Source organism: Sphingomonas sediminicola (genome assembly GCF_014489515.1).
GTDB classification, from domain to species: domain Bacteria; phylum Pseudomonadota; class Alphaproteobacteria; order Sphingomonadales; family Sphingomonadaceae; genus Sphingomicrobium; species Sphingomicrobium sediminicola.
In genome coordinates this window covers 614,403-640,700 of record NZ_CP060782.1, presented here as the reverse complement: position 1 = coordinate 640,700, position 26,298 = coordinate 614,403, and the positions used below count along the sequence as shown (strand labels likewise).

Below are 26,298 nucleotides of genomic sequence, written 5' to 3'. Positions count from 1 at the left end.
GACATCGACTCCGGCCGAGAAGTTGCGGCCGTTGCCGCCCCGGTCTTGGTCAGATCCTGGTTGAACCCGGCGGTTGCGCTGACCTGCGGACGGCTCCCGCCCGGGCGATCGCGACAGTCGCGTCGGTGCCCTTCAGGGCTTCACGCTGCGCCATGATCGTCGGATTGGCATTGTAGGTCGACACGAGCGCCTCACGCAGCGTGTCGGCCGACGCGGTGCCGGCCAGCAAGGCCGCGGCAATCGTTGCGAAGGCGATGTTGCGGATCACGTGTCGCGAAGCTCCAGAATCTAGAATGTGAAGGCCTTGGGCCGCTCGAAACCGGGAAGGACCGGAGTCGATGCATCGGCGATCGGTTGAAAGCCGAAGCCCCGCCTACCCTGCGCCCAATGAATAGCCGGGTAATGCCCTGCTCAACAATTGCCCCGCCGATCCGTCCGCCTTCGACCAGCTGGTCGACCAAGGCGTCCGGGATTTGCTCGACTGCTCCGTCGATCAGGATGAGGTCGTAGGACGAAGCCTTGCCGTGACCCTTGGCGAGCGGCCCCTCGACCGCTTCGACGCCATTGCCGCGAGCGATCGCTGCCAGCGCAGCCGATGACTCGAGCGCAGTGACCTTCAGGCCCATTTTCGCAAGGACCGCGGCGGAATAACCCGTCGAGGCGCCCACCACGAGCGCGCGTTCGCCGCGCAGGGCGGTCAGCGCAGTCAGCAGCCGACCAAGCACGGCCGGGGCGGCAGCGCCCTCCCGTCGCCGAGCGGAATGGGGCCGTCGACATAGGCCAACGGCTTCTGCTCGTCGGGCACGAATTTCTCGCGCGGGATGGCCGACATCGCCTCGATCACGGCGGGATCGTTCACGCCGACGGGGCGAAGCTGGGAATCGACCATCGCCTGACGCGCGGCCGCAAAATCTGGAACGGGAGCGTGAACGGTCATGACTGTTATATTATGCTAATACACCTTGGATGCAAGGCTGGTCTTATCCGCCCAATCCCTCATCGCCAAGGGTAGCCGGTCGCCGTTGGTCGAAAGTGGGGCGGACTGGTGGATCGGCTGCGTTTCGACACGCCATCGCCGCGCGGAGGGTTGACCAGCTTCGAAAAGGCGGGGAAAGGCAGCGCTCCGGCCCGATGGCGGAGTGGTTACGCAGAGGACTGCAAATCCTTGCACGCCGGTTCGATTCCGGCTCGGGCCTCCACTTTTCCCTAAGCGCTCCAGCCCCCGCCCAAGGCACGGAAGAGGTTGATCTGCGCGGACGCGACTTGGCCGTTGATGTCGGCGAGCTTGGCTTCCGATTCCGCGAACGTCCGCTCGGCGTCGAGCAAGGCGAGCGAATCCACCTGCCCCTCGCGCTGCTGGGCGCGGACGATCTTCGCTGCGACTTCGGCCTCGTTGCGCGCCGCCTGCAGGGCCTCGCGCCGGCGGAGTGCGTTGGCATAGATCGACAGGGCGGTTTCCGTTTCTTCGAGCGAGCGAAGCACCGTTCCATCGAACTGAGCGAGCGCTTCCTGGCTGCCTGCTTCGGCGCCCGCCACGCGAGCACGGGCTCGCGCATGGTCGCTGAACGACCAGCTGATCAGCGGGCCGAGCAGGAAACCGACGGGATTGCTGAAGAGATTGCCGATGCTTCCCGCGCTCGAACCGAGCGATCCGCCGAGTGTGATCTGCGGATAGAGCTCGGCGGTGGCGACGCCGATCCGCGCGGTTGCGGCCGCCAGCCTCCGCTCGGCCGCACGGATGTCCGGGCGGCGCGCAAGCAGCTGTGCTCCGTCGCCGACCGGGATCGGATGGTCGAGCTTGAGCGATGACGTGCGCGCACCGGCGGTGGCGGGAAGTTCGGATGGCGCGCGTCCGGTCAAGGTCGCCAGCCGGAACAGCGCGCCGTCGCGCTCTGCGGCGATCGCTGGGATCTCTGCCTGCCGCTGGTTGCGGAGCGCGGCGATGCGGGCGGTGTCGAGCCGCGTCGTCTGGCCGATCTCGACCTGCTTCTCGGTGAGGCGCAGGGACTGGTCGAGCAGCTCGACGATGTGCTCCGCGACCGCGAGACGCTCGGCAGCGCTCGACGCGTCGGCATAGGCCCGCGCCGTGTCGGACACGATTGCAACACGAACAGCGTCCGCATCCGCTTCTGCAGCACCGACGTCTCCGCGCGCTGCTTCAACACCGCGAGCCACGCGGCCGAACAGGTCAACCTCGTAGGCGACTTCGAGGCCCGCCGAGTAACTGGTCGAGGCGTCGGAGTTACCCTCATCGCGGCCGCGTGTTGCCGAAGCATTCACTCCGCCCTGTGGCAGGCGACCCACCTTGGTTTCCCGAAGCGACGCCCTGGCTCGGGCGAGCCGGGCTACCGCAGCGCGGACGTCCGTATTGTGCGCCAGAGCGTCGGCGATCAGGCCGTCGAGGACTGGGTCGTTGTAAAGCCGCCACCAATTGTCCGGCACCGGCGCGAGCGGCTGGATCGCCGGCGAATTGGCCGCGACGAACGGGCCGGCCTTGGCCGTCGTGCCGGCCGGGCGGACATAGTCCGGGCCGGTGGCGCAAGCGGCCAAGGCGAGCGCCGACGCGAGTGTCGCAAACGTCTTCATTGAGAGGTTCCTTTATTCCGCCGGAAGCAGCGTCAACTGCTCGTCCGAGGGCCGGTCGCCGCGGCGGCGCTTCAGCATTTCGCCGAGCGACCGCGTCGCGGCGTAGAACACCGGGGTGAACACGAGGCCGAAGGCCGTCACTCCGATCATTCCGAAGAAGACCGCCGTTCCGAGCGCCTGGCGAAGCTCCCAACCCGGCCCGCTCGCGATCACCAGCGGCACGGTGCCGAGGATGAAGGCGAAGCTGGTCATCAGGATCGGGCGGAGCCGCGAGCGCGCCGCTTCGACCGCCGCATCGATGACGGCGAGACCGCGCTCCTCCGCCTGCTTGGCGAACTCGACGATCAGGATCGCATTCTTCGCGGCGAGCGCGATGAGCACGATCAGGCCGATCTGCGTCAGGATGTTGTTGTCCAGCCCGCGCAGGTTCACACCGGTCATGGCCGCAAGCAACGTCATCGGCACGATCAAGATGATCGACAGCGGAAGCAGAAGGCTTTCGAATTGCGCTGCCAGCACGAGGAATACGAACACCACCGACAGAGCAAAAATCACCGCGGCAATGCTGCCCGCAAGCTTCTGCTGGTACGCGATGTCGGTCCATTCCGTCGCGAAGCCTTGGGGTAGACCGGAAGCTAGCTTTTCCATCGTCTTGAGCGACTGGCCCGAAGAGTAACCGGGCGCGGTGTCGCCATCGACCTCGACCGCGGGGTACAGGTTATAGCGCGTCACGCGATACGGGCCCGTCTTGTCCGAGAAGGTCGCGACCGTCCCGATCGGCACCATCGCCCCGCTGTTCGAGCGGGTCTTCAGCTGGCCGATGTCGGACGCGTCGTCGCGATACTGGGCATCCGCCTGCGCCGTCACGTGGAAGGTGCGGCCGAGCAGATTGAAGTCGTTGACGTAGGCCGACCCGAGATAGACCTGCAGCGCTTCGAACACGCGCTCAGGTGGGACGCCGAGCATGTCCGCCTTCGCCCGGTCGACGTCGGCATAGACTCGGGGCGTCGCCGTGTTGAACAAGGTGAAGACGTTGGCGAGGCCCTTTTCCTGGTGCGCCTGCCCGATCAACTGCTGGGCAGCTTGCTCGAGCGCCTGGTAGCCGGCGCCCTGCCGGTCCTGGACGATCATGCGATAGCCGCCGCCGTTGCCGACGCCCTGGATGACGGGCGGCGGGATGACGAACACGAACGCCTCGTCCATGTCCGCAAGCGCCGCGCGCATGTCATTCTCGATGTTGAGCTCGGTGCGGTCGGTCCCTGCCCGCTCGTCGAACGGCTTGAATGTGACATAGGCTGCGCCGGCGTTGGACGCCTGGGTCCCCGACGCTCCGTCGAAGCCCGAGAACATCACGGCCTGGTCGACGCCCGGCACCTTGAGCAATTTGTCGACGGCCTTCTTGAGCACCGCGTCCGTACGTTCGATCGAGCTTCCGGGGGAAGCTGGATGGCGGCGAGCGCATAGCCTTGGTCCTGCGCCGGGATGAAGCCCGACGGCGTGTACCAGAAGACGGCCAGCGTCAGTCCGACGAGGCCCGCGTAGACGGTCAGCGCGCGCTTTGGAGCGTTGAGGATCCGGCGCGTGAAGTTGCCGTACCACTCGCTCAACCGCGCAAAGTTGGTGTTGAACCAGTCGCCTGCGCGATGGACGAAGCCCATCACACCCGCTTCAGCGCGATGATCGCTTCGCGGCTTCAGAAGCCGTGCGGCAAGCGCCGGAGAAAGAGTCAGCGACAACAGCAGCGAGATGATCGTCGAGGCCGCGATCGTGACCGCGAACTGGCGATAGAATTCGCCGGTGATGCCGGTCAGGAAGGTGACCGGAACGAACACCGCGCAAAGCACGAGGACGATCGCGACGAGCGCGGCCGACACCTCGTCCATCGAGCGGTGCGCCGCTTCCTTCGGACTCAAGCCGTGCTCGAGATTTCGCTCGACGTTCTCGACCACGACGATCGCGTCGTCGACGACGATTCCAATGGCGAGCACGAGGCCGAACATCGACAAGGTGTTGAGCGAGTAGCCGAGCGCCGCCAGCACCGCGAAGGAGCCGATCAGCGAGACCGGGATGGCGACGATCGGGATGATCGCCGCTCGCCAGCTCTGCAGGAAGACGATGATCACCAGCACGACCAGCAGCATCGCTTCGAGGAGCGTTTCCTGGACGGCCGTCATCGATTCACTGATGAATTCGGTCGGGTTCCAGATGATCCGGTATTCGAGGCCCTTCGGAAACATCTTCGAAGCCTCGGCGAGCTGGGCCTTGACGCCTTCAGCCGCCGCGAGCGCATTGGTGCCCGGACGCTGGGTAATGCCGAGGATCACGGAATCCTTGCCGGAGAGGTAGGCGTTGACGCCGTAATCCTCGGCGCCGAGCTCGACCCGGGCGACGTCGCGAAGTCTTGTGATCGCGCCGCTCGGATCGGTCCGGATGATGATGTTTGCGAACTCGTCGGCCGTTTTGAAACGGCCCTGGGTCTCGACGTTTAGCTGCTGCGCCGCGCCGGTGTCGAACGGCGGCTGACCGACGGTGCCGGCGGCAACCTGCACGTTCTGGCTGCGCAACGCGTCGACCACTTCGCCGGCCGTTAGACCGAGCGTGGAGGCGCGGCCCGGATCGATCCAGACGCGCATCGCATAATCGCGGGCGCCGAAGATCGAGACGTCGCCGATGCCGTCGACGCGGGAAAGGCGATCTTTGAGCTGGGTCAGCGCGTAGTTGGACACATAGCCGCGATCGAGCGAGCCGTCGGGCGAAAGCACGTTGACGGCCATCAGCCAGGACGGCGAAGTCTTGCGGACGACGACGCCCTGCCGGCGCACTTCCTCCGGAAGGCTCGGCTGCGCCAGCGCAACGCGGTTCTGGACAAGCACTTGCGCCGTGTCGAGGTCGGTGCCGAGCTTGAAGGTGACGGTGATCGTCACCCGTCCATCGCCGGTCGATTGCGACGACTGGTAGAGCATGTTGTCGACGCCGTTGATCTGCTGCTCGATCGGCGCGGCGACCGTGTCAGCGACGGTTTCGGCGGACGCGCCCGGATAGTTGGCGCTGACCGTCACCGTCGGGGAACGACGTTCGGAAACTGCGAAACCGGAAGTCCGAAATAAGCGAACAGGCCGACGATCGTAATGATGATCGCGATCACGCCGGCAAAGATCGGGCGCCGGATGAAGAAGTGGCTGAGCTGCATTGGAGGGCTTCTTTTATCTGGCCGCCAAAGTCGCCTGTGAGGCGCTCGGGCTGGATGGGGGTGCGGCCGCCGGAGCTGCGCCTTCGGCAACGCGGACCTGCGTGACGCGCGGCTTTACCTTGCTGCCGGGCATGGCGAACTGGACACCCTGGATGACGACGCGGTCGGCGCGGGTCAGGCCGGACCGGATGACGCGAAGGTCGCCGACAAGCGGGCCGGTCTCGACCGGCTTGGCGGCGACGGTTCCGTCCTTGCCGACCGTGAGCACGATCTTGCGCGCTTGGTCGGTGCGGATTGCCGCATCGGGCACCAGCAACGCCGGAGTCGTCCCGCCATCGGCGAGACGCATGTTTCCGAACATGCCAGGCGTCAGGAACAGGTCGGGATTGCGAACGACCGCGCGCGCCCGGATCGTTCCCGAATTCTGGCTGATGCCATTGTCCGTGAAGTCCAGTTTTCCGCGCCAGTTGTAGGTGGCTTCGTCCTGCAAGCGGATTTCGGCGACGTCGCCCTGAGCTCCCGCCCGCCGCTCCCGCGAATCCTTCAGGTAGAGGGATTCCGGAACGTCGAACGTGAAGTAGATCGGATCGAGCGCATTGATGGTCGTCAGCAGCGTACCGCCGTCGACACCCGACGCAACTAGGTTTCCGGCGTCGATCTTGCGGTCGGAGATTCGGCCGCTGATCGGAGCGCGGATGCGGGTGAACTCGACGTCGAGCGCTCGCTGCTGGACCCGAGCCTGGGCCGCCGCGAGGGCAGCGCGGGCGGTCTGCACCTGAGCGGTAAGCTGGTCGACATTGGCCTGCGACACCGCGTCCGCTTCGAGCAGGCGACGGGCGCGGCCTAGGTTGGTCTCGGCGAGGTTGAGCTCGCTGCGTGCGGTCGCAACCCCTGCCCTCGCCTCGGCGAGCGCGGCCGTGAACGGACGCGGATCGATCGTGAAGAGCAGCTGGCCCTTCTGGACGATCGCTCCGTCCGTGAAGTGCACGGCGATGATCTGGCCTGAGACGCGCGGACGGACCTCGACGCTTCGGCTCGGCTCGAACCGGCCGACATAATCGTCCCACAAGCTGACATTCTGCTCGAGGGGTGCCGCGACCGTCACTGAGGGAGTGGTGGAGCAGCTGCGGGGAGGGATCGCTGTTCCAGAAGGTGACGGCCGCGGCTAGGGCGACGAGGGGTGTTCCGATGAGCCCGGCGCGTTGCCAGAGAGGGCGGCCTGCGAGCTTCACTCGCAGGGTGCGCTGGAGGCCGTCGTCGGCCTTCACTTCGGTGAACATGTTCATGCGGGAATCCTTCGCGGGCTGCTGAGGGCCGCATTGATGCTGGCGGCCATCAGTTCGTATTGGTCCGGCGAGAAGCCGGCGGAGATGAATTCGGAGACGTCTTCACCGGGGACGGTGAAGCCGAAATGCCATGTGAGGACGGCCATTCGGCGAAGCGCCTCGAGCTTCGGATTGGCGAGCTCGGGATTTCCCCGGCCCACGAACCAGTTCCAGAAGCGGCGCAGGCGGCCGGCGGTGCGGATCGTCCACAGCCGGTCGATCCGGGCGAGACGGATGATCGACCATTCGAGAGGCGAGAAGTTCGGCCTCGTATTGTTGTTTGCCGCGATCGCAGGGAGCGCGACCGGCCGTGAATCCTGTGTTTCGATCTTTGCCAGGTAGGCCATGCTTTGCTCCTCTCACTAGCGGCGGGCGAGCACGGTCATTCGCCGGAGCGATGCTCCGGCGGCCGGCTCTTCACAGCGCGCAAAAATCCCGTTCGACGAAGCGCCAGGCTTCGACGTGGGTCAGCTATGGTTCGTTACGAAAACTGGCGGGTGTCAGCCCCGCGGGAAGACTGGAAACCTGTTCAGACGCATCGCCCCTTTATCTGTCGATGGGTCAAAAGAGCGGTGCCGGAACATGGCTCCAATCTTTCTGTACCGTTCAGTATAAAGCCAGGTAGGGCCCGTCAAGCGATAATTCTATACTGACCGATAAAAAATCTTTTGGGAGGTATAAATCAGGCGCTCGGCCAGAGGGCGAGGCCGCTTTCGACGAGCTTGTCCAACTCCTCGCGGGTGGCGCCCTGGTTGGCCTGGACAGAGATCCCTGGAGCATCGCGATGAGGACGCGCATCAGGCCTTCGGCATCGACGTGGGCCGGAAGGTCGCCTTCCTCCTTGGCGCGCTCGAAGCGTTCGATCAGCGCTCTCTTCGCCACTTCGCCGCGCTTGACGACTTCCTCCCGCACCGTCTGCGACTCCGGCCCACAGGCAACCGAGGTAATGACGCCCATGCAGCCGTGGGGCTCATTGGAGCTCGTCACATTATCGACCGAGCCGCGCAGCATGACCTCGGCGACGCCCCGCGCAGTTGGCTGATCCATCGCGCGCCGGATGTAGGCGAGCTTCTCCGTCTCATAGAGATCAAGCGCCTTGCGGAAGAGCGCTTCCTTGTTGCCGAACGCGGCATAGAGACTCGGGCGGGTAATCCCCATCGCCTCCGTCAGGTCGTTCAGCGAAGTGCCGTCGTAGCCCTTTTCCCAGAATACGCGGAGCGCCTGCGCCAAGGCCGCATCCACGCAAAATTCGCGCGGACGCCCACGGCAGGCGGGAGCGCAGATGGAAACGACTTCAGGCTTATTCATATCGCACGGTACATAATATGCCCGCGCCGAAAATCCAGTTGTTTCTTTTGTTTAACACGGAGCAAAGGAAAACGGCGCCCCACCCGAAGGTGAAACGCCGCCCCCTTTTTGCTTGTACCGAGGCTTAGAATGCCAGGCTGAGCGTTCCCGAAATCGTGCGCGGAGCGCCGATCTGGACGAAGTTGGGGTTGCCATAGTTGGTGCCGCTGAACGCCTGGTTCAGGCCGCCGTTGAACCCGCCGACATAGAACTCGTCGAACAGGTTGTAGACGTTGAGCTGGAAGTAGCTCTTCTCGAGACCCTTCAGCATCGTCAGCTTCATCCGGGCATCGAGATTTACGAGCGTGTAGGCCGGCGCCTTGGCCGGGAAGATCTCGACGGCAGCCGCGCTTCCGATCGCACCGGAATAGGTCGGCACATTGGTGTCGAACACGTACCGCGGGCCGGTCCGCTTCACGGTCGCGCCCAGCTCGAAGATGCTGAAGCGGCCGACGGCGGAACCGCCGAACGAATACTTTGGCGAACCGGACTCATAATTGCCCTTCGTGAAGGCGCAGCTGCGAATGATGTCCGCCGGAGCCGCACCTGCCGGGACGTTGTCGCAATCGGTGACCTGGTTCGCACCGGTTCCGAAGCGCCCGATCTGGATGTTCTCCTTGATCTTCGAACGCATCCAGGAGCCAAAGGCGTAGAGCGTCAGTTCGCGGATCGGCTCGTACGCGATCTCGCCGTCGATGCCCCACTTATCCACGCGTCCGAGGTTCCGGTAGACGGTCTTGTCCAGTTCCGGGTCGTAGGCCGAGGCCAGCCGATCGTTGAACTTGGTGTACCAGCCGGCAAGCGACGCCTGGATCTTCGAACTGCTGTAACGCAGGCCCGCATCCCAAGAGTCCGTCGTTTCCGGAGTCGGCTTCGCCTGCGCCGTTCCCGCCGGGAAGTAGAAGGCGTTGTACAGATTGTCCGTACTCGGGACCGAGATGTTCTTGGTGTAGCTCGCGAAGGCCGAAACGGCGTTCGTCACGTTGTACACCACGCCGACGTCCGGAAGGAACTTGTGGTACTTCAGGACGCGGTGGCCCGGAGGCGCGAAGCCGGTGATCACACCGGTGGTCGGGTTGAACGAGTAGGGATTGTTGGCTGCGATGACCGCATCGAGCGCTTCGTCCTGTCCGCTGCACTCGACGAAGCCGCTGGCCGACGAGGTGAAGCAGAAGTTCTCCAGGTCGCGCTTGAAAAACGGCATGCTGGCGCCGATCACCACGCGTAGCGGACCGAACTGGCCGCGATACTGGGCCGCGAACTTGTCGAGGATGGCGTAGGACTGGCGGTCACGCTTCTGGAGGTTGACGCCCGACGCTGCCGCGATCGGATCGTTCACCGGGAAGACGTCGACCGGCTCGCCATTGGCCTTCACGAAACCGACCTGGCCCGTCTGGCGATGGTTCGAATAGTCGTGCGTGTACGTGACGCGGACGACGTGGTCGTTGCTGATCTCGTACGCGAGGCCCGCGACGACCGCATAGCGGCGCGTGCGGGTCTGGCTCGGCGTCAGGACGGTGACCTGGTCCAGCGTGTCGCCGTCACCATTGAGGTCGACGCCATTCAGGTACGGGCTGCCGCCGAAGTAGCCGCCGACGCAGTTGATGTTCGCGTTCGGCGCCGCAGTCGAGCAGTTGGCGCGCCCACCGGTCGGATTGATGTCGTATCCGAACTCACGCGCGGAGGACGTGCCGCCGCCGTTGGCCTTGGTGTACTGGAAGCTCGGGTCGACGGTCAGGGTCAGCTGATCGGTAATCGAGAACTTCGAGTTGCCGCGGATGTTGATGCTGTTCGACGGGTTGTAGCGCCGGTCGAACTCGGTGCCGCAAGTGTTAGGAGCATCCGGGTCAACGTAGCCCGCCACGCGGATCTGGGCGACGGTTTCGAAGCGGGGCGCGGCCGTGGTGCACGGATAATTGATGTCATACTCGCGCTCGTCGTTGTTGCGCGGGAAGCGGTTGCCCGTTCCCGAACCGACGGTGCGGCTCGGATCCCAGCGCAGCGGCAGCGAGCCGAAGAAGTTGTTGCGATCCTGGTTGTAACGGCCCGCGATCGAGACGAAGTCGCCACCGGAGCCCAGCGGCTGGTAGATCTTCGCATTGTACTGCTGGCGGTCGAGCTTCCCGTAATTGTTGAACGGGTTGTCGTACTTTGACGTGCTGCCCGCGATGAAGGCGCGCGTGCCCCACTTCGTGAACGTGCCGGTGTCGACCATTGCGAACAGGCGGCGATAGTCGAACTCCCCCAGCGAGGCGTTGATGAGGCCGCTCGGGTTTTCCGACGGGACGCGGGTGCGCTGGTTGATGGTTCCGCCGACGGCCGATGCGGTCGGCGAGTCGACGTCGGTCGAGCCGAGATTCACGTTGACCTGCTCGATGAGTTCCGGATCGATCGAGAAGTTCGAGTAGATGTTGTAGTTACCGCTGTCGTTCAGCTGGATGCCGTCGAGCGTGTAGCTGATGCGTGTCGAATCGAAGCCGCGCATCGTCAGCGTGCCGCCGGAATTGCCATACGCATCGTTGTTCTGGAAGCTCACGCCGGGGACGATGTTGATCGTGTCGAGAACCGTCTGGCCCGGACCGCTGCGGCTGATCATTTCCTGGGTGACGACCGCCTTGGACTTCGCCGCGTCAGGCGTCTGGATGCCGCCGACGTCCTTGGTGCGGCTTCCGGTAACGACGATGGCTTCCTTGTCGAATTCGACCGAGCCGGTGGACTGAGCGTAAGCCGTGGCAGGCATCATGAATGCCGCCGTGGAACACAGCAGAAATGCTTTCTTCACGTAAGACCCGATGAAAAATGAACTTGCAGACCCGAGGCTTACGCCTTGGTGCGACCCCCGCCGCTAAGGGCCCTTTAAGACAGCGGAATGACAGCCGTAACCTGCCGACTCTCGAATCTGGGAGACTGTTGTAGATTCGACACGTCGCCATGAAACCAAGGCCGTCGTGGCGGGCCTCAGCGGGCGTCGAGCCTCCGCCCAAGAGCGACGAAAGCATAGACCGCCGGCGGCACGAGAACGGCCGATAGAACGACTTTGGCGATCATTTGGCCCATCAAAAGCTCTGCGATCGGGAACACACCGTAGAAGGCGACGGTGATAAAGATCAGCGTGTCCACGATCTGGCTAAGCACGCTCGCAATCCCGCGCGGAGCCACAGGAGCTTGGCCCTTCCCTCGCCTTCAGGCGGCTGAAGATAGTGACGTTGAGGAACGTCGAAATCCCGTAGGCGAGGATTCCGCCGAGCCAGATCCGCGGCGTTCCGCCCATGATCGTGTTGAACGCATCGAGGCGGTCCGGCGCCATGTCGGGCGATGCCGGCACGGCAAGCACGATGATGCTGAGTGCGAGCGATACGAGAAGCGGAATGAAGCCGATCAACACCAGCCGGTTCGCGGTCTCTCGGCCATGAAGCTCGGCAACCGAGCTCGACGTCACGACCAGCAGCAGGAAGGCGAAAATACCCGCCTCGACCGCAAGCGGGCCAAGGGCGACCTGCTTGTTGCCGAGAACGCCGGCGATGCAGACCATGCCGCCATAGAAGATGGCGAAGGCGAACAGCGACAAGGGGATTGATCGGGCGGACTGCGGCGCATTGGCAGCCGCCTGGACTTCGGTCGTCATGGCGCGTTGGCCTAGCCGGTTTGCGCGGAACTTCAAGAACGGCAATTGACCGAACGGCTTAGCCGCCGCTACGCGACGCCCCCGTGAATCCCGGAGCATTGGACATTGTCGCAATCGGCGACGCGATCGTCGACGTGATCGCGACGTGCGAGGATTCCTTCCTCGACGCGAACGGACTCACCAAGGGCTCAATGCAGTTGTTGAGCCCGGAACAGGCTGAAGCTTTGTATTCGGCGATGGGCCCCGCGCGAGAGATTAGCGGAGGCTCGGCCGCAAACAGCATGGCGGGAGTCGCAGCCCTTGGACTCGACGCGGGGTTCATCGGCCAGGTCGCGGATGACCAGCTCGGCGCAATCTTCGCGCACGACATGACTTCGCTCGGAGTCCGCTTCGAGACTCCGCCGATCAGCGATGGCCTTCCGACCGGCCGCTGCCTGATCCTGGTCACACCGGATGCGCAGCGCACCATGAACACGTGCCCCGGAGCGAGCCATGAGCTGGCTCCGCAACGGCTCGACGAGCAGATGATCCGGTCCGCCTCGATCACTTTCCTCGAAGGCTATCTCTGGGGTCCCGAGCGCCCACGCCACGCAATGCTCCGCGCAGCGCAGATCGCGCATGAGGCCGGGCGCACGGTGGCCTTCACCTTGTCCGAGAGCCTGTGCATCCCCGGCCGAAAGGAAGGCGTGCTCGGGATGATCGACGGGGGGATGGTCGACGTGCTGTTCGCCAACGAGGACGAAGCCATGCTGCTTGCCGGCGCGGGCGATCTCGATGGCGCACTCGCCAAGCTCTCGCCATTGGTCGCGACCCTTGTCGTAACACGAGGTCCCGCAGGCGCGATGGCGATCGAGGTTGGGAGCCGTGTCGAGATCCCGGCGGCGCCGGTTGAAAAAGTGGTCGACACCACCGGCGCCGGGGATCTTTTCGCCGCCGGTTTCCTCGCCGCGCGTTGCCGGGCACGTCCGCTCGAACGCTGTCTCGAGGCCGGCGCCCAAGCGGCTGCCGAAGTCATCTCGCACTTCGGTGCGCGGCCGGAAGCGAATCTCAAAGAGCTGGTCCAGCTATGAACAACGTGAAGCGCCTCGCAGTCTATTGCGGTTCGGCGCCGGGGACCGATCCCCTTTTCGCGGACGCGACGCGTGCGACCGCCGCGGCGATGGTCAACCAGGGTGTCGACCTCGTTTACGGTGGCGGCAGGCTGGGCCTGATGGGACTGATCGCCGACAGCGTGCTCGAGCTCGGCGGCCACGTATACGGGGTCATCCCGGATGCGCTGGTCGATCTTGAAGTCGCACACACGGGTATCAGCGAGCTTTTCCGCGTGCCCAACATGCATGAGCGCAAAGCGAAGATGACCGACCTCGCCGACGCCTTCATCGCGCTGCCAGGCGGCATCGGTACCTTTGACGAATTATTCGAAGCGTGGAGCTGGAATGCGCTCGGCTATCACGCCAAGCCGTTCTGCCTGCTCAATGTTGCCGGTTTCTGGGACGGGATGATCCAGTTCATCGACCATGCAACCGAGAGCGGGTTCCTGTCCGCTTCGCGCCGGAAGCAGTTGCTGGTCGCGACGACGCCGGAAGAAGCATTGGAATTGCTGGACGAAGCCGCCGGGCGCGCTACGCAAGGCATGGTCTGGTAAGAGTTTTTTCGGTGCTCTGGGGAGGGGCCGCCTAGTGAATCAGAATCTGATGAGCATCGCCGGGATCGCGGCGATCCTGGCCATCGCGTTTCTGTTGTCGTCCAACCGCAAGGCGATCCGCCTGCGCGTCGTCGGCGCTGCGTTCGCGCTGCAAGCTACGATTGCGTGGCTCGTGCTTTGGACCAGCTGGGGGCGCGCCGGGATCCATTCGCTCTCTGCAGGCGTCGCGAACCTACTCGGCTATGCGAACAGGGGCACCGAATTCCTGTTCGGCCCGAGCGCGAGCAACCCCCTCGCCAACACCTTCGCGATCGCCGCTCTGCCGGTGATCATCTTCTTCGCGAGCCTCGTCGCGATCCTCTACTATCTCGGCATCATGCAGCGGATCGTCCGCTGGGTCGGCGGGGCGATCGGCTGGGTGACCGGCATCAGCCGCGTCGAAAGCTTGAGCGCTGCGGCCAACATCTTCGTCGGCCAGTCGGAATCGCCGCTGGTGGTTCGCCCGTATCTCGCGGCCCTGCCCCGTCGCGGCTGTTCACGGTCATGTGCGTCGGCATGGCCGGCGTCGCCGGGACCATCCTCGCCGCCTACGCGAGCCTGCTCGGCCAGAGCTACCTGCCCTACCTCCTCGCGGCGGCCTTTATGTCCGCCCGGGTGGAATCCTGATGGCCAAGATCATCATGCCGGACGAGCTTGGCGACAGTGAAACCGCGGAAGACGCGAACGTCGACGTGGCGGAAACGTTCGAAGAGGGCGTGAAGCCGGCCAACATTATCATGGCCGCGGCCCAGGGCGCTCAGACGGGCGTGAAGCTCGCCGTCGCCGTCGGCGCAATGGTGCTCGCGTTCGTCGCCCTCGTCGCGCTCGCCAACGGCCTGCTCGGCGGGCTTGGCAACATGGTCGGGATTCCGGACCTCAGCTTCCAGCGGATCGTCGGCTATCTGTTCCAGCCGATCATGTTCCTGATCGGCGTTCCGTGGGAACAGGCGAACGCGGCCGGCGGCCTGTTCGGCACGAAGCTGGTGCTCAACGAGTTCGTCGCCTTCATCGATCTCGGCCAGATGAACGCCGCTGTGCTCAACGACCGCAGCCGGGCGATCGTGACCTTTGCGCTCTGCGGCTTCGCAAACTTCAGTTCGATCGCAATCCAGATGGCGGTGACCGGCGGCCTGGCTCCGAACCAGCGCCCCGTGATCGCAAGGCTCGGCATCCGCGCCCTGCTGGCCGGTTCTCTCGCGAACCTGATGAGCGCCGCGCTCGCGAGCCTGATGCTTCCTTGATCTTCGTCAACGCGGAGCACGGGAAGCGACGCAATTCAGCATTACGCCGCCGTTCCGCACTGCTTCGCTTCGGCCGCATTGGAGTTTAGAGGACAATCATGGCCACCATTACTGCCGACCAGATCGCGTCCGTGTCGCTGAAGGACGCCGATCGCAACCCCGACGAATTCGCCAAGAAGCTCGGCCGCAGCTTCGAGGATTACGGGTTCGCGATCATCGCCGACCATGGCATACCCGACGAGCTCATCCATCGCGCCGAGGAGAAGGCGAAGGCTTTCTTCGCCCTGCCGGAAGAGACGAAGAAGAAGTATTTTCTGACCGACGGCGGCGGGCAGCGCGGCTACACGCCGTTCGGGATCGAGACCGCCAAGGGCGCCAAGGCGCACGACCTCAAGGAATTCTGGCACGTCGGCCGGGACCTGCCGGAGGGGCACAAGTTCCGCGGGCACATGCCGGACAACGTCTGGCCATCGGAAGTTCCGAGCTTCAAGGACACGTTCAGCGAACTCTACGCGACCTTCGATCGCACCGGTCTAAAGGTGCTTCGCGCGATCGCTCGCTACCTGAAGATCGACGAGGACTATTTCGCCGACACGGTTCGCGACGGAAATTCGATCCTGCGCGCTCTCCACTATCCGCCGCAGAGCGAGCCGACCGGCAACCACATCCGAGCCGGTGCGCATGAGGATATCAACACGATCACTCTCCTGCTCGGAGCCGAGGAAGCGGGCCTCGAGCTGCTGACCAAGGACGGTCGCTGGATCCCGGTGTCGCCGAAGCCAGGCGAGTTGGTGATCAACATTGGCGACATGCTCCAGCGGCTGACCAACGGGCGCCTGCGCTCAACCTCGCACCGCGTGGTCAATCCGCAGCCTGATCGCGCTAGCCATGCGCGCTATTCGATGCCCTTCTTTCTGCACTTCCGCTCGGATTACCTGATCGAGCCGCTGCCGGGCACGGTGCCGGCCGGCGAGCAGCCCAAGTGGCCTCCGATCACTGCGGACGAATATCTCAAAGAGCGTCTGCGCGAGATCAAGCTGGTCTGATTTTCAACGTTTCGTCCCACTTCGGGACGAGCCACCATATAACGGCATGGACTCAGGCGCCGTCGAGGGTCATTCCGCCCGCTTCCGCGAAGCAGGACGGTGACGAGTCTGATGTACCGGCTATCCGCTTGCCTGTGGGCCGTTGCGGCCATGGCATCGCCAGCACTAGCTGCAAGGCCGTCGGATGTCCCGGCGCCGCCTCAAGCGCGCCTCGACGTCTCGAAGGCCGCCGCGGTTGCCGCAAGCTTCGGCGCGATCACGAGCATCTATCGGAGCGTCGAGCACAATCGCCAGGTTGGCGGCGTCGCCAACAGCTATCACCTGCAGGGCCGCGCGATCGATGTCGCCCGCAAGCCGGGCGTGACTCACGGCATGATCGCCGCCGCCCTCCAGCGCGCGGGCTATGTGATGGTGGAATCCCTCGATGAGGGCGACCACAGCCATTTCGCGTTCGCAAACACCTCGATCGTACCGATTCAGCCTGAAGTGACGGTCGCCGCGGCGATGGTGAAGCAGCCCGAGAAGCCGAAATATCCGGAAATCCTTGCCGACGATCACGGCACGCTGCGGATCGACCTTCCGCCGCCGCAGCTTGCGGAACGCTAGTCGCTAGATCGACAGCGAGGGATCGCCCTCGATCACTTCCTGCTTCAGCCGAGGCCGTTCCCCCGACTTCCACAAATCCGCCGTGTGCCGGACGCGATAGCGAAGCGGACCGCCGTCGGGCGTGGTCGCGCGAGTGACTGGACGCGGAATGCAGACGAACTCGGTCTGCACCCTGTCGGTCGTTGCGGTGACGACTGAATAACCGTGGCCGCCCATGTCGATGAACTCGAGGTGCGGCGCATTGTCGGGATTAGTCAGGCGGCGAGCCGTCTCGATGTCACCCGACTTCGCATATTCGAGCGCGCTGCGGACGCCCCGTTTCAGCGTCAGATTGCAGGTCGCTTCGTACCTGCCTCCTTCCCGCTGGACGGCGAACAACGGCCGCAGCGGATGCTTCTTGAGGCCATATTCCATCGCTTCCGCCATGCCCGGCGCGGAGATGGAACCGGTGATGAATGCGATACCAATCGGCTCGAACTTCTGCGGCGGAAGCGCCTTGGCCGAATAACCGGCCCAAAAACTGTGGCGGTCGCCCGACACGGTGACCAGCCCGCCGATTTTCCGGTCGCGGACGAAGTCGTAGAGCTCTGCCCGCTCGTGGTAGCTGCCGCTCATGTCGCCTCCGCCGGAGCAGGCGTAGCCGGTGCTCGGCCACGGCTTCGTCGCAAGCCCGGGTGGAAGGTTCTGCGGATCGGCGCGGAAGTCGAGCGTGCCGTTCGTCGCCGCCCAGATTTTCCAGGTCGCTTTGGACTCCGCGAGCTTGCTCTTGAACCAAGCCTTCTGCTGCCGCCCAAGCAAGGTCATCGGCGGCTCGTCCTTGCGGAAATTCGGGACCGCCTTGTCGCCCACCATGATGACTTCAGGTGGCTTGCCGCCGTTGAACACAGTTCCGCCGTCCAGCACTTCCAAGATGTCTTGCGGGAACATGTTCGGGAAATCCGGAGGGTCGAGCGCCGCGACCTCCGGGCGAGAGGTCGGATCCTTCATCATGTAAGCGTGCATGTCGGTGATGATCAGCTCGACGTTTCGACCGTACCGAAGCGCGCGATAGGCGGTCATGCTGGCTAGTGCCGCGACGTTGTTCGGCTCATCTCCGAGGCCGTCAACGTCGAACTTGGTGATTGGCGCGTTCTTGACCTTCGGCCCCTTGAACGCCTCGAGACCCGGTCCCGATGCCTTGCGGACCCGCGACGGGATATATTCCCACCACGCCTGATTTGCGGCGACGCGCAGCTCCTGCGCAGGCTCGGGATCGCCGTCGTACTGGATGAAGCTCTGGTAGCCTTTCCACGAGAATTCGTGATTGTCGCCCATGCAGACGAACGGGAAATGCGCGCGGGCATCTTGGATATCCGGATCGCGGATGTGCGCCTGATAGACCACGCGATAGCCAGCGAGATCGGTCGGAACGTGGAAGTTGTAAACTTTCCGCGAATTCGGGATCTTTCCGATGTCGTAGACGGTCCGGCCGTACCGGTGCGCCACCTCTTCCGGATATTCGACGACTTCGTAGATGAAATCGCCAAGGTGGAGGACGAAGCCGAGGCGCTCGGCTTCTGGCTTTCGCTCGTCCTCCCAGATCATCCGGCGATAGGCGTTCTGAGCGCCCTCGTTGACGCTCTGGCAGGAGACGAAGGCGAAGCTCACGGCACGAGCGTCGTCGTCGGTCGGCGCAGTGATCGTCCGGCCGATGCGGCTTCCGGCACCGCTCTCATCGGTGAAGCGATACCAGTAGACGGTCGCAGGCCTCAGCCCCGCAGCGAGCACGCGACAGGTCCAGTCGGATTCGGCGAGCACCGGCGCGCGCGCCGTCGAGACGACCCGCTTGAAGTCGGGATCGAGCGCGACTTCGGCAACCAGGAGGTGCCGATCGCCGCTCTCGAACGGACGTCTCGTCCACAGGATGACACTACGATCGTCCGGGTCACCCGAGGCGACGCCATCCGGATAGAGATCGCGCCGTTCGGTCCAGTTTGTGCGCGATTTCGCGGCGGCGGTTTTTGCCCAAGCGAGCGTTGCGCCGAGCGCGCTTGCGGAGGCAATGAACGAGCGTCTGTCGAGCTTGGTCATGGGCGATGCTAGTCACAATTGCCTCGAGCACAGCCGGCTTTCGACCAACAGCCGACTTCATGCTTCCAGTGCGCGAAACGGCGTGGCAGCCGGGTGAGGATTTACGGGAGATGCGGGGTCCCGCCGCGCTCGCGGAATCAACGCCCGTCGCGGTGAAGGCGACGCCTACGAGTTCATCACCGACTGACGTCCTAGGAAACTCACGCAGGGTCCATGCGCTTTCACACCAATGGAAGCTACAGAACCTTGGACAATTCGGCCTGGGCCGGGCCGCATCGTCGCGACCGCGATCCATGACGGGCACGACCTCCGGCCGGAAATCTCGGAGGCCGTAGCGCTCGGCGATGCCGAACGGCTGCGCGAGGAAGATCCGTTCACCGGGCAGGCCGTGTTAGACGTGCCCGCGCACACAATCGTCCATCGCTCGCGCTTCGAGTTCGACCTCAACCGTCCGGCGGAGGGCGCCGTCTATTGCACGCCTGACCAATGCTGGGGCCTTGAGCTCTGGAAGCCCGGACAGCCCGATGACGGCCTGGTCCAACGATCGCTCGACCTGCACGCCGACTATTACCGACAGCTGGGTGAGATGCTCGACGGCGTCGCGGAACACCACCCTCGCTTCGTTCTGCTCGACATCCACAGCTACAACCACCGGCGCGACGGGCCCGACGGCGCTCCGCAGCTGCAGGAAGACGCACCCGACATCAACATCGGCACCTTCTCTATGCCGCGCGATCATTGGGCGTTCCTGATTGACCCGCTGATGGAGTCCCTGCGGGAATTCGACTTCAACGGGCGAAAGCTCGACGTCCGCGAGAACGTCGCTTTCCAGGGCAAGGGCAACCAGACCCGCTTTGTCCACGAGCGCTACCCGGAACGCGGTTGCGCCATCGCGGTCGAGTTCAAGAAGTTCTTCATGGACGAATGGACCGGTGAGCCGGACCCCGCCGAGCTTGCCGCAATGCGCCGCTTCGTCGCCTTCATGGCCGAAACCTCGGACCGGCTGTTGGGATGACAGGCAGCGCCGCCCTCCGCCTGGCGTCCGACGGGTTCGCGAGCTTCGGGCCCCGTGGCGAGTTGCGCAAGAAAGTCGGCGAAGCCGGCCGCATCCACCTCGACCGCTGGCTGCCCTTCATTGTCCTCCACCGCTCATCGGACCCCGAAAACGGCATTGCCCGCCGGATGGCGATGAACAGTCCCTCCTATCTGATCTGGTCTCCGGATGAAGATGCGGAGGCGCGTGCGGCGCTCGATGCCGTTCTTCCAGCCATCCGGGAAAAGCTCGGCCCGGTCATCGTTTTCGAGCTTGCCGACGAAGACTGGAAACCGCACGCGGAGGATTCCCCCGGCTCCCCGACTTCGATGTTTGCGTGGGGCATTCCGGAAGCAAGGGGGCGCGGGTCGCCTTCAACACGCTTTCGAAGGCTATCGAGAAGATCAAGGTCGAGCTGCGCCATCCGGACGTGAAGGCGGCCCACCTTAAACACAGTCTGTTCGGGGAGCTGGACCACACAGATCGCATCCACCTGTGTATTCCCCAAATCCACCGGGCGCCCGATGGCACTCTCTATCCGCAGCTGACCCACGACCTTGCGATCGCACTAACCGATGCGATCCTTCGCTCCGCCGCGGCCTATATGGCAGCCGCTGGATCCTCGCCGCCGCTGCACCATCGTTCACTCGGACGAAGTGCATTCCTCAAGGCCGCCCTGGAGGCGGACCGGAAGCTCGACAACATCGCCAACAGCTTCGATTTCCTGCTGTCGCTGTCGCCGATCAACTCGCAGGACGCGATGGCGCGCTTCTTCGCCCAATGTGAAGAGAAGCCGCCCAAGTTCCGCTACCGGCCGCTGACGGTCGACCCGGACATCGCCAAGCGCGAGCTTTACGAGATCGACCTGTCGCGCCTCGAGGACCCTTTGCTCGAGCGTCTGCTCAGCGAGAAAAGGCGGGAGATCGACTACCAGCTCACCCTGCTGGCGACCCGCAACACGCCCGGGTTCCGGCCCGCGTCGATGCTCCTGTACGGCACCGTCAGTCGGCAGTTGCTGAGCGATGCACACGCCGTCCTCGGCGCAGTGAAGCCCGGCATGACTCGCGGGAAGAAGATCGGCGCGCATGATGTCGCCGCCGCGGCCAATGATCTCGTCAGCCGGTACCGTTCCATCGACGAACGCTTTCAAGCGAAGGTCGAGGTTCGGGACGACGTATCTGGTTTGCTGGTCTCCGGCGACCGGCTGCTGATCTCGAGCGCAACGTCGATGGCTGAATCGCGTCTCGACGCCCTTCTTTCCCATGAGGTCAGCGTCCATTTGCTGACCTACTTCAACGGCTCAACCCAAGGCCTTTCGATCTTCCGCACCGGTCTCGCGCAATATGAGGGAATCCAGGAGGGGCTCGGCGTCTTCGCCGAATGGGCCGTAGGCGGGCTGACCAGCTCCCGGCTGCGGCTTCTGGCTGGCCGTGTGGTCGCCGTTGAAGCGATGATCGAAGGCGCGGAGTTCATCGACGTCTATCGCCGGCTGACGAACGACCTCGGATTCAGCAAACGGGTCGCGTTCGATCTGTGCGCACGCGTCTTCCGTTCGGGCGGGTTCGCGAAAGACGCCATTTATCTCAAGGGTTTCCGGGCGGTGATGGACCGCGTCGCAACCGGCGCGTCGCTCGACGCGTTCTGGTTGGGCAAAATCGCGCCGGAGCATGTCGATGCCATTGAGGAATTGCTTCTGCGCGGACTTCTTCACGCGCCGGTATTCGTCCCCGATTTCCTTGAACGGGATGATTCAAAAAGTCGGATCGCCCGGCTTCGCGAAGGCCTCGCCTTTGACCGGCTTCTCGATCCGGAGTGAACCCAATTGCTGATTGCTTTCTTCGTCAACGACATCGAGCGCGAGTACGAGAATTACACAACGACCGTGCTCGCCCACCAGGCCATGATGCGGGCCATGGCGTCTGCTACATCACGCCTGAGGATTTCGTCCTCAATCCCGATGACACCTTGTTCGCGCATGGGCGCTTCCTGCCCAAGCGCAAGTACAAGGACCGCGGTGAGTTCTTCAAAGCGCTGAAGAGCAGTAATGAAAGCAAGATCGAGCGCGTCGACCTCGGCGACGTCGACGTGATCATGCTCCGCAACGATCCGTCGATCGACAGCGATCGGCCATGGGCGATGGAGCCCGGAATCCTATTCGGACGCGAGGCTGCCAAGCGCGGCGTGATCGTGCTCAACGATCCGGACAGTCTCGGCCGGGCGATCAACAAGCTCTACTTTCAGAGCTTCCCGACCGAAGCGCGCGCGGAGACACTCATCACCAAGCATGCGTCCGACATCAAGGCGTTCGCCAAGGAGCACAAAGGCAACATCATCCTGAAGCCGCTACAGGGCTCCGGCGGGTCGGGCGTGTTCAAGCTGGATCCGAACAACGCATCCAACCTCAACCAGATGATCGAGGCGATCGGCCGCGACGGCTACATCATCGCGCAGGCCTATGTCCCCGCCGCGAAGAAGGGCGACATCCGCCTGTTTATCATGAACGGCAAGCCGCTCCAGCGTGACGGCAAATATGCCGCTCTCCGCCGTGTCGCCGCCAAGGACGACATCCGCTCGAACATCCACGCCGGCGGAAAGGCTGAAGCGGTAGAGATCGGCGAGACCGAGCTGAAGGTCGCGGAAATCATCCGCCCGAAGCTGCTGGCCGACGGCATGTTCCTGGTCGGAGTCGACATCGTCGGCGACAAGATCCTCGAGGTGAACGTCTTCTCGCCCGGAAACCTCGAATCCTGCTCGAAGCTCGCCGGCGTCGACTTCTCGGAGACCGTAGTCGAGGCGATCGAACGCAAGGTCGATATCGCCAGCCAGTACGCGCAGACATTCGACAACCGGCACCTGGCGATTTTGTAAGCTCACTTAGAGTGGCATGTTGTCCAAAAATGACACACTCGAATCATGTAATAACAGCGGGAACTTAGATGGTTAACGACTGTTTACTGGCGCGGCGGGCCCTCTCTCTGGGGACGCTTGTATCGGTGTCCAGTGAGGAGGCGTGATGTTGCGTCGCTTAATGATCGGTCTGTTATCCGCAGCCGCTGTCGCGGTTTCGAGTTCCGCTTACGCCAAGGAAACCCGATCAACCCTTCCTGATCGAAGCGCTTCCAGTCTCCTTTCGGTAACGAGCGTGTGCGACGCGACGATGACGAACCCCGACGCCCTTGCCTGCTCGGGCTATTTCGCTGGCAATCTCATCAATGGCAGCCCGACAGACATTGCGAACGCCCAGGACGCGATCGAATTGCTTCCCGGTGACTTCGAATGGGATGGCAATTGGGCGGCAGTTGACGCCACCAAGATCATGCAATTGGTGAGCGGCAACGTGCTCGACTTCGGGCAGACGCTTTTCGGCCTGACCATTATCGGCGCGCATTTCGGAAACGTTGACGGTACCGACGGTAATGTGTCGGTCTTCTGGCTGTTCGACTTCGGCACCGAGGGCGCCAGTTCGATAATCCTCGACCATCCCGAGGGCTTCTCCAACGCAGCCATCTACACCCCTGGCGCACCTCCGGTCCCGGAGCCCGCCACCTGGGGATGATGCTGTTCGGCTTCGCCATCGCGGGTTACGCACTTCGGCGCAATCGGCGCCCGAACTTCGCCCAACTGGCGTAGCGAGCCGTTTCCGAAGGGTGTGTCGAAGGCAAAGGCGGTCCACCCTGTCGGACCGCCTTTGCTTTGTCACCGCTGAGGCCTTCCAGCGCCGTCGCGACGGCCCTGAAGGCTAGTGGTTGCGCCGATCGAACCATCTGCTGCCGAGAATTTCCTCGATGTGGTCGGTGATATAGAACTGACCGTCCGATGCATTGAGATCGCATGTCCAGGCCTTTGTCAGGAAGCTCGACGCTTCCCCGGCCGTGTCGAAGAGCTGAGGAAAGGTTTCGACCAGCCAATCCTGCTCGGCATTGCTCATGCTCGCGCTTGCAGCTTCGCAAGCTCCACGGCTTGAAAAGCCTGTTGCCGTATCGTGAGCCATGGCAGCAGTTCCGAGCACGGCCGCTCCGCAAGCGATCAATAGTCCAAGCTTTCTCATCATATCCTCCTTCGCCCGACCCACGACTGATTCCGGCGCTTGGTCGAGCGGGAGCAGAGGGATGGAAATTGCTTTGGATTGCGATGATCATCTAGAAACCAACTTGTGATCATACAGTGATCAAGGTGGGCCGCCTGGCAGCGAACCGCAAATGCTGAAACTAAGAGATCTCGCCGTACGATCCGATTTTCAGATCGGGTCTTTACACGTGAGCCCGTCGCGGCGGCTGGTCGCGGGACCAGCGGGATCGATCCACCTCCAGCCGCTGATCATGCAGGCCTTCCTGCTACTGCTCGACGCCGACGGCGATGTCGTAACGCGCGACCAGCTATTCGACCAATGCTGGGCGGCAATCTCGTGGGCAATGAAAGCCTTAACCGCGTCATGGCCCGGGTGAAGCGTATCCCGGCCGCCGTCGCGCCCGGCTTTTTCGAAATCGAAACCATCCCGCGGACCGGCTATCGCATTTCCGGCGATATCCTGCCCCTTCTGCAATCAACTCCCGCACTAGTTCCCCCTTCGAATTTCTCGCGGCGCGCACTGTTCGCCTCGAGCGCTGCTGCCATCGCCGCAGCCGGCGCGGCAGGAATATGGTTGACCGGCCGCTCTGGATCGGATCGCGAGTTCGAACGCCTAATGAAGCAAGCGCATGAGGCGGTTCGAAATCTTCGCTTCGACGACGGCGTCGCCCGGAGCCTTGAGAAGGCCGTTGCGATCCGACCGAAGGACGCAAAGGCATGGGGCCTGCTGGCGCTCGTACGCAGTCTGCACGCTCAAAGCCTGTCCGGTGGACCGGAGGAGCGTCCTTGGATTCCCGCAACCGAGGAAGCGATCCGGAAGGCGCTCTCTATCGATCCGCGAGAACCGAACGCGCTGCTCGCGATGTTCGAGCTGCAGGGATCCACCCTAGACTGGGCATCGAGAGACCGAAAGCTTCGGCAGATCATCACTATCGACCCTTCGAACGTGATCGCGATCACCGAGCTTGTCGGATTGTTGCAGTCGGCGGGTCTCAACGCGGAATCATGGAGCTGGAACGAGCGTGCTCTGAGGATCGAGCCGCTTTCGGCCGATTTGCTCGGTCGGCGAGCACTGAAGCTCTGGATTGCCGGGCGAGTTGCGCAGGCTGACAAGGTCGTGGACCAGGTGCGGGCCCTCTATCCCGCAGACGGTGGGACGTGGTGGGTTCGGTTCCTGATTCTCGCGCTGACGGACCGTGCGCAAGCCGCGTTGGCGATGCTCAAGGGTGAGCCGAATATGCTCGACCCCGCCTTGGCCACGTTGTGGGGAGCGTGCCTCCCCGCGCTGGACCAGCGATCAGCGATGACGATCACAACGGCTCGCAATGCGTGCCTCGATGCAGCCAGGAAAGCTGGTGAACTTGCCGCACATGCAGTCATGATTCTAGCGGCGCTCGGTGAGGTGGACGCCAGTTTCGAAATTGCCGACGGATTCCTTCTCTGGCGCGGGAAGATCGTGCCCCAAAGTGAGGGTGGCAAGGAAATCGCCAACGACACAGCCTGGCGTAACGGAGTCCAATGGCTCTTCACCCCGCCTTGCGCGAGCATGCGGAGGGATCCGCGCTTCCTCGCACTATGCAACGGAATCGGTCTGACGGAATACTGGCGCAGTCGGGGTGTCAGACCCGATTATCTCCTGCGTTAGAAATGCTTTTCAGTGTCTGCTTCCCGCCGAAAACGACCATTCGAACCGCTGCTCAGTCTTGTTGCACGATCGCGGGATCCCAAAAGGTAGACAGCGCTACCGATGCCACGATCACCGCTTCGCGGTCCGGCCCGCTTCGCGGGACATACAAGGTCTTGTTGAGACCGTTCAGGTCAACCGCACCGATCTCACGGCCGTCAGCCGAGAAACTGTACCCCAGCGCAGTGGAGGTGGGCAGGCCTCCGGCAATGTCCCGATGGATCGAACGGACAGCTATCTCCCGCCCTTCATAGACGAGCATTCCAGTGCGCTCGTCGCGTCCATGCAGCATTCCCAGCGCCGACTTCGGGTCGGCGATCCTGAAAGACGCATCAATGCGACGTCCGCCTCGCGCGAAGTCACAGTGGAAAACGAGCCGGCCAGGCGTGACCGATACGGGGCCGGCGTTCACGATGCCCTCGCGATAGGAACAGCGGCCGGCCAGTTCGATCCCGTCAGTCGACTCTCGAAGGCGAAAAGCGCCTCCGCCGCGGTGCCTCACCAGCAGGGGTCGAAGACTCCGAGACGCTCGGCGGACCTGGTGAATGTTCCCGATCCTTGGCCGAGCTGAAAGTCCCCGCTTCGGCCTCCTCCCATCCCAGTCAATTCGATGCGCTCAGCAGATTCAGCCAACCCGGGCGCGAGTGCGATCCGCGCTTCCCGGACCATGCAGCCGGACAAAACTGTTGCAACTCCCAACGCCGCAACAACCAACCTGTGCATCGATGATGCTCCCTCTCTGTAAAACCGCTGTGGAGCGGCCTCCAAAGCATTGTGCTGCTGTCGCACAGCT

21 protein-coding genes, 1 tRNA gene and 4 pseudogenes are annotated in these 26,298 nt (G+C 63.5%); 13 read left to right on the top strand and 13 right to left on the bottom strand.

From position 1 onward, the window contains the following. Positions 1-49: 49 nt before the first annotated feature. From H9L14_RS15525 to H9L14_RS16475, 3 genes are read right to left on the bottom strand one after another with little or no spacing between them, the layout of a single operon-like run. A complete protein-coding gene (locus H9L14_RS15525; RefSeq protein WP_246444399.1) occupies positions 50-229 on the bottom strand; it encodes a hypothetical protein in 180 nt (59 codons plus the stop codon). Further along, on the bottom strand, positions 192-725 hold the full coding sequence (locus tag H9L14_RS03530) for a protein-L-isoaspartate O-methyltransferase family protein (protein WP_281389418.1): 534 nt from the start codon (positions 723-725) through the stop codon (positions 192-194). Before H9L14_RS03530 ends, H9L14_RS15525 begins: the two co-directional genes overlap by 38 nt. Further along, positions 707-937, bottom strand: a complete 231-nt coding sequence (locus tag H9L14_RS16475; RefSeq protein ID WP_281389417.1) for a hypothetical protein — start codon at positions 935-937, stop codon at positions 707-709. Before H9L14_RS16475 ends, H9L14_RS03530 begins: the two co-directional genes overlap by 19 nt. Positions 938-1,125: 188 nt before the next feature. On the opposite strand from H9L14_RS16475, the gene H9L14_RS03525 reads away from it, so the two are divergent. Next, a tRNA-Cys gene (locus tag H9L14_RS03525) sits at positions 1,126-1,199 on the top strand. Positions 1,200-1,206: 7 nt separating this feature from the next. Here H9L14_RS03525 and H9L14_RS03520 read toward each other — a convergent pair. The 7 genes and pseudogenes from H9L14_RS03520 to H9L14_RS03490 form a co-directional block, all read right to left on the bottom strand. Then, the gene (locus H9L14_RS03520) at positions 1,207-2,586 is read right to left on the bottom strand and encodes an efflux transporter outer membrane subunit (protein ID WP_187709248.1); all 1,380 of its coding nucleotides are present in this window, start codon (positions 2,584-2,586) and stop codon (positions 1,207-1,209) included. Positions 2,587-2,598: 12 nt separating this feature from the next. Continuing rightward, positions 2,599-5,776: pseudogene (locus H9L14_RS03515) on the bottom strand (efflux RND transporter permease subunit). Between the two features lie 13 nt (positions 5,777-5,789). Continuing rightward, a complete protein-coding gene (locus tag H9L14_RS03510) occupies positions 5,790-6,881 on the bottom strand; it encodes an efflux RND transporter periplasmic adaptor subunit (RefSeq protein ID WP_246444397.1) in 1,092 nt (363 codons plus the stop codon). 177 nt (positions 6,882-7,058) lie between these two features. After that, positions 7,059-7,448: a hypothetical protein gene (locus H9L14_RS03505; protein ID WP_187709247.1), complete on the bottom strand. Its 390-nt coding sequence runs from the start codon at positions 7,446-7,448 to the stop codon at positions 7,059-7,061. A 335-nt stretch (positions 7,449-7,783) separates the two neighbouring features. Next, positions 7,784-8,409: pseudogene (locus H9L14_RS03500) on the bottom strand (TetR/AcrR family transcriptional regulator). A 124-nt stretch (positions 8,410-8,533) separates the two neighbouring features. Continuing rightward, positions 8,534-11,191, bottom strand: a complete 2,658-nt coding sequence (locus tag H9L14_RS03495; RefSeq protein WP_187709246.1) for a TonB-dependent receptor — start codon at positions 11,189-11,191, stop codon at positions 8,534-8,536. Between the two features lie 215 nt (positions 11,192-11,406). Continuing rightward, positions 11,407-12,073 (bottom strand): annotated as a pseudogene (locus H9L14_RS03490) (queuosine precursor transporter). Between the two features lie 98 nt (positions 12,074-12,171). Between H9L14_RS03490 and H9L14_RS03485 the strand changes: the two are divergent. The 5 genes and pseudogenes from H9L14_RS03485 to H9L14_RS03465 all read left to right on the top strand — a co-directional run bounded on the left by H9L14_RS03485 (position 12,172) and on the right by H9L14_RS03465 (position 16,650). Next, positions 12,172-13,143, top strand: a complete 972-nt coding sequence (locus tag H9L14_RS03485; RefSeq protein WP_246444394.1) for an adenosine kinase — start codon at positions 12,172-12,174, stop codon at positions 13,141-13,143. A 5-nt stretch (positions 13,144-13,148) separates the two neighbouring features. Further along, complete coding sequence (locus H9L14_RS03480; RefSeq protein WP_187709244.1) at positions 13,149-13,718, top strand: LOG family protein; 570 nt, start codon at positions 13,149-13,151, stop codon at positions 13,716-13,718. Between the two features lie 49 nt (positions 13,719-13,767). Continuing rightward, positions 13,768-14,998, top strand: a pseudogene (locus H9L14_RS03475) (NupC/NupG family nucleoside CNT transporter). Between the two features lie 98 nt (positions 14,999-15,096). Continuing rightward, the gene (locus H9L14_RS03470) at positions 15,097-16,044 is read left to right on the top strand and encodes an isopenicillin N synthase family dioxygenase (RefSeq protein ID WP_187709243.1); all 948 of its coding nucleotides are present in this window, start codon (positions 15,097-15,099) and stop codon (positions 16,042-16,044) included. Between the two features lie 99 nt (positions 16,045-16,143). Next, entirely contained in the window at positions 16,144-16,650 is a 507-nt protein-coding gene (locus H9L14_RS03465; RefSeq protein WP_222949911.1) for a D-Ala-D-Ala carboxypeptidase family metallohydrolase, read from the top strand. 3 nt (positions 16,651-16,653) lie between these two features. Here the strand turns inward: H9L14_RS03465 and H9L14_RS03460 are convergent, their stop codons facing one another. Continuing rightward, positions 16,654-18,720, bottom strand: a complete 2,067-nt coding sequence (locus H9L14_RS03460) for an alkaline phosphatase D family protein (RefSeq protein ID WP_187709242.1) — start codon at positions 18,718-18,720, stop codon at positions 16,654-16,656. A 229-nt stretch (positions 18,721-18,949) separates the two neighbouring features. On the opposite strand from H9L14_RS03460, the gene H9L14_RS03455 reads away from it, so the two are divergent. The 5 genes from H9L14_RS03455 to H9L14_RS03435 all read left to right on the top strand — a co-directional run bounded on the left by H9L14_RS03455 (position 18,950) and on the right by H9L14_RS03435 (position 23,309). Continuing rightward, positions 18,950-19,735 carry an N-formylglutamate amidohydrolase gene (locus H9L14_RS03455; protein WP_187709241.1) on the top strand — a complete coding sequence of 262 codons (786 nt, stop codon included), beginning with the start codon at positions 18,950-18,952 and terminating at the stop codon, positions 19,733-19,735. Continuing rightward, a complete protein-coding gene (locus H9L14_RS03450; RefSeq protein WP_187709240.1) occupies positions 19,732-20,187 on the top strand; it encodes a hypothetical protein in 456 nt (151 codons plus the stop codon). The genes H9L14_RS03455 and H9L14_RS03450 overlap by 4 nt, the downstream gene beginning before the upstream one ends. Next, a complete protein-coding gene (locus H9L14_RS03445) occupies positions 20,091-21,569 on the top strand; it encodes a peptidase MATCAP family protein (protein WP_187709239.1) in 1,479 nt (492 codons plus the stop codon). Before H9L14_RS03450 ends, H9L14_RS03445 begins: the two co-directional genes overlap by 97 nt. 110 nt (positions 21,570-21,679) lie before the next feature. Continuing rightward, complete coding sequence (locus tag H9L14_RS03440) at positions 21,680-22,621, top strand: ATP-grasp domain-containing protein (protein WP_246444715.1); 942 nt, start codon at positions 21,680-21,682, stop codon at positions 22,619-22,621. A 145-nt stretch (positions 22,622-22,766) separates the two neighbouring features. Next, a complete protein-coding gene (locus H9L14_RS03435) occupies positions 22,767-23,309 on the top strand; it encodes a hypothetical protein (RefSeq protein WP_222949909.1) in 543 nt (180 codons plus the stop codon). Positions 23,310-23,492: 183 nt separating this feature from the next. On the opposite strand, the gene H9L14_RS03430 is transcribed toward H9L14_RS03435, so the two are convergent. Continuing rightward, a complete protein-coding gene (locus H9L14_RS03430; protein WP_187709237.1) occupies positions 23,493-23,804 on the bottom strand; it encodes a hypothetical protein in 312 nt (103 codons plus the stop codon). A 148-nt stretch (positions 23,805-23,952) separates the two neighbouring features. Between H9L14_RS03430 and H9L14_RS03425 the strand changes: the two genes are divergently transcribed. Both H9L14_RS03425 and H9L14_RS03420 read left to right on the top strand, forming a co-directional pair. Beyond that, positions 23,953-24,198: a winged helix-turn-helix domain-containing protein gene (locus H9L14_RS03425; RefSeq protein WP_187709236.1), complete on the top strand. Its 246-nt coding sequence runs from the start codon at positions 23,953-23,955 to the stop codon at positions 24,196-24,198. Beyond that, complete coding sequence (locus H9L14_RS03420) at positions 24,186-25,466, top strand: tetratricopeptide repeat protein (RefSeq protein WP_187709235.1); 1,281 nt, start codon at positions 24,186-24,188, stop codon at positions 25,464-25,466. Before H9L14_RS03425 ends, H9L14_RS03420 begins: the two co-directional genes overlap by 13 nt. A gap of 52 nt (positions 25,467-25,518) precedes the next feature. Here H9L14_RS03420 and H9L14_RS03415 read toward each other — a convergent pair whose 3' ends face one another. Continuing rightward, positions 25,519-25,917 (bottom strand): hypothetical protein, encoded by a 399-nt coding sequence (locus tag H9L14_RS03415; RefSeq protein WP_187709234.1) that lies wholly within the window; start codon positions 25,915-25,917, stop codon positions 25,519-25,521. Between the last annotated feature and the right edge of the window lie 381 nt (positions 25,918-26,298).

What these genes read in the sequence shown, in the direction of transcription:
- H9L14_RS16475 (WP_281389417.1), bottom strand. Translation starts at nt 937, where the DNA reads ATGACCGTTCACGCTCCCGTTCCAGATTTTGCGGCCGCGCGTCAGGCG.
- H9L14_RS03520 (WP_187709248.1), bottom strand. Translation starts at nt 2,586, where the DNA reads ATGAAGACGTTTGCGACACTCGCGTCGGCGCTCGCCTTGGCCGCTTGC.
- H9L14_RS03505 (WP_187709247.1), bottom strand. Translation starts at nt 7,448, where the DNA reads ATGGCCTACCTGGCAAAGATCGAAACACAGGATTCACGGCCGGTCGCG.
- H9L14_RS03495 (WP_187709246.1), bottom strand. Translation starts at nt 11,191, where the DNA reads ATGATGCCTGCCACGGCTTACGCTCAGTCCACCGGCTCGGTCGAATTC.
- H9L14_RS03470 (WP_187709243.1), top strand. Translation starts at nt 15,097, where the DNA reads ATGGCCACCATTACTGCCGACCAGATCGCGTCCGTGTCGCTGAAGGAC.
- H9L14_RS03460 (WP_187709242.1), bottom strand. Translation starts at nt 18,720, where the DNA reads ATGACCAAGCTCGACAGACGCTCGTTCATTGCCTCCGCAAGCGCGCTC.
- H9L14_RS03455 (WP_187709241.1), top strand. Translation starts at nt 18,950, where the DNA reads ATGGAAGCTACAGAACCTTGGACAATTCGGCCTGGGCCGGGCCGCATC.
- H9L14_RS03450 (WP_187709240.1), top strand. Translation starts at nt 19,732, where the DNA reads ATGACAGGCAGCGCCGCCCTCCGCCTGGCGTCCGACGGGTTCGCGAGC.
- H9L14_RS03435 (WP_222949909.1), top strand. Translation starts at nt 22,767, where the DNA reads ATGTTGCGTCGCTTAATGATCGGTCTGTTATCCGCAGCCGCTGTCGCG.
- H9L14_RS03430 (WP_187709237.1), bottom strand. Translation starts at nt 23,804, where the DNA reads ATGATGAGAAAGCTTGGACTATTGATCGCTTGCGGAGCGGCCGTGCTC.
- H9L14_RS03425 (WP_187709236.1), top strand. Translation starts at nt 23,953, where the DNA reads ATGCTGAAACTAAGAGATCTCGCCGTACGATCCGATTTTCAGATCGGG.
- H9L14_RS03420 (WP_187709235.1), top strand. Translation starts at nt 24,186, where the DNA reads ATGGCCCGGGTGAAGCGTATCCCGGCCGCCGTCGCGCCCGGCTTTTTC.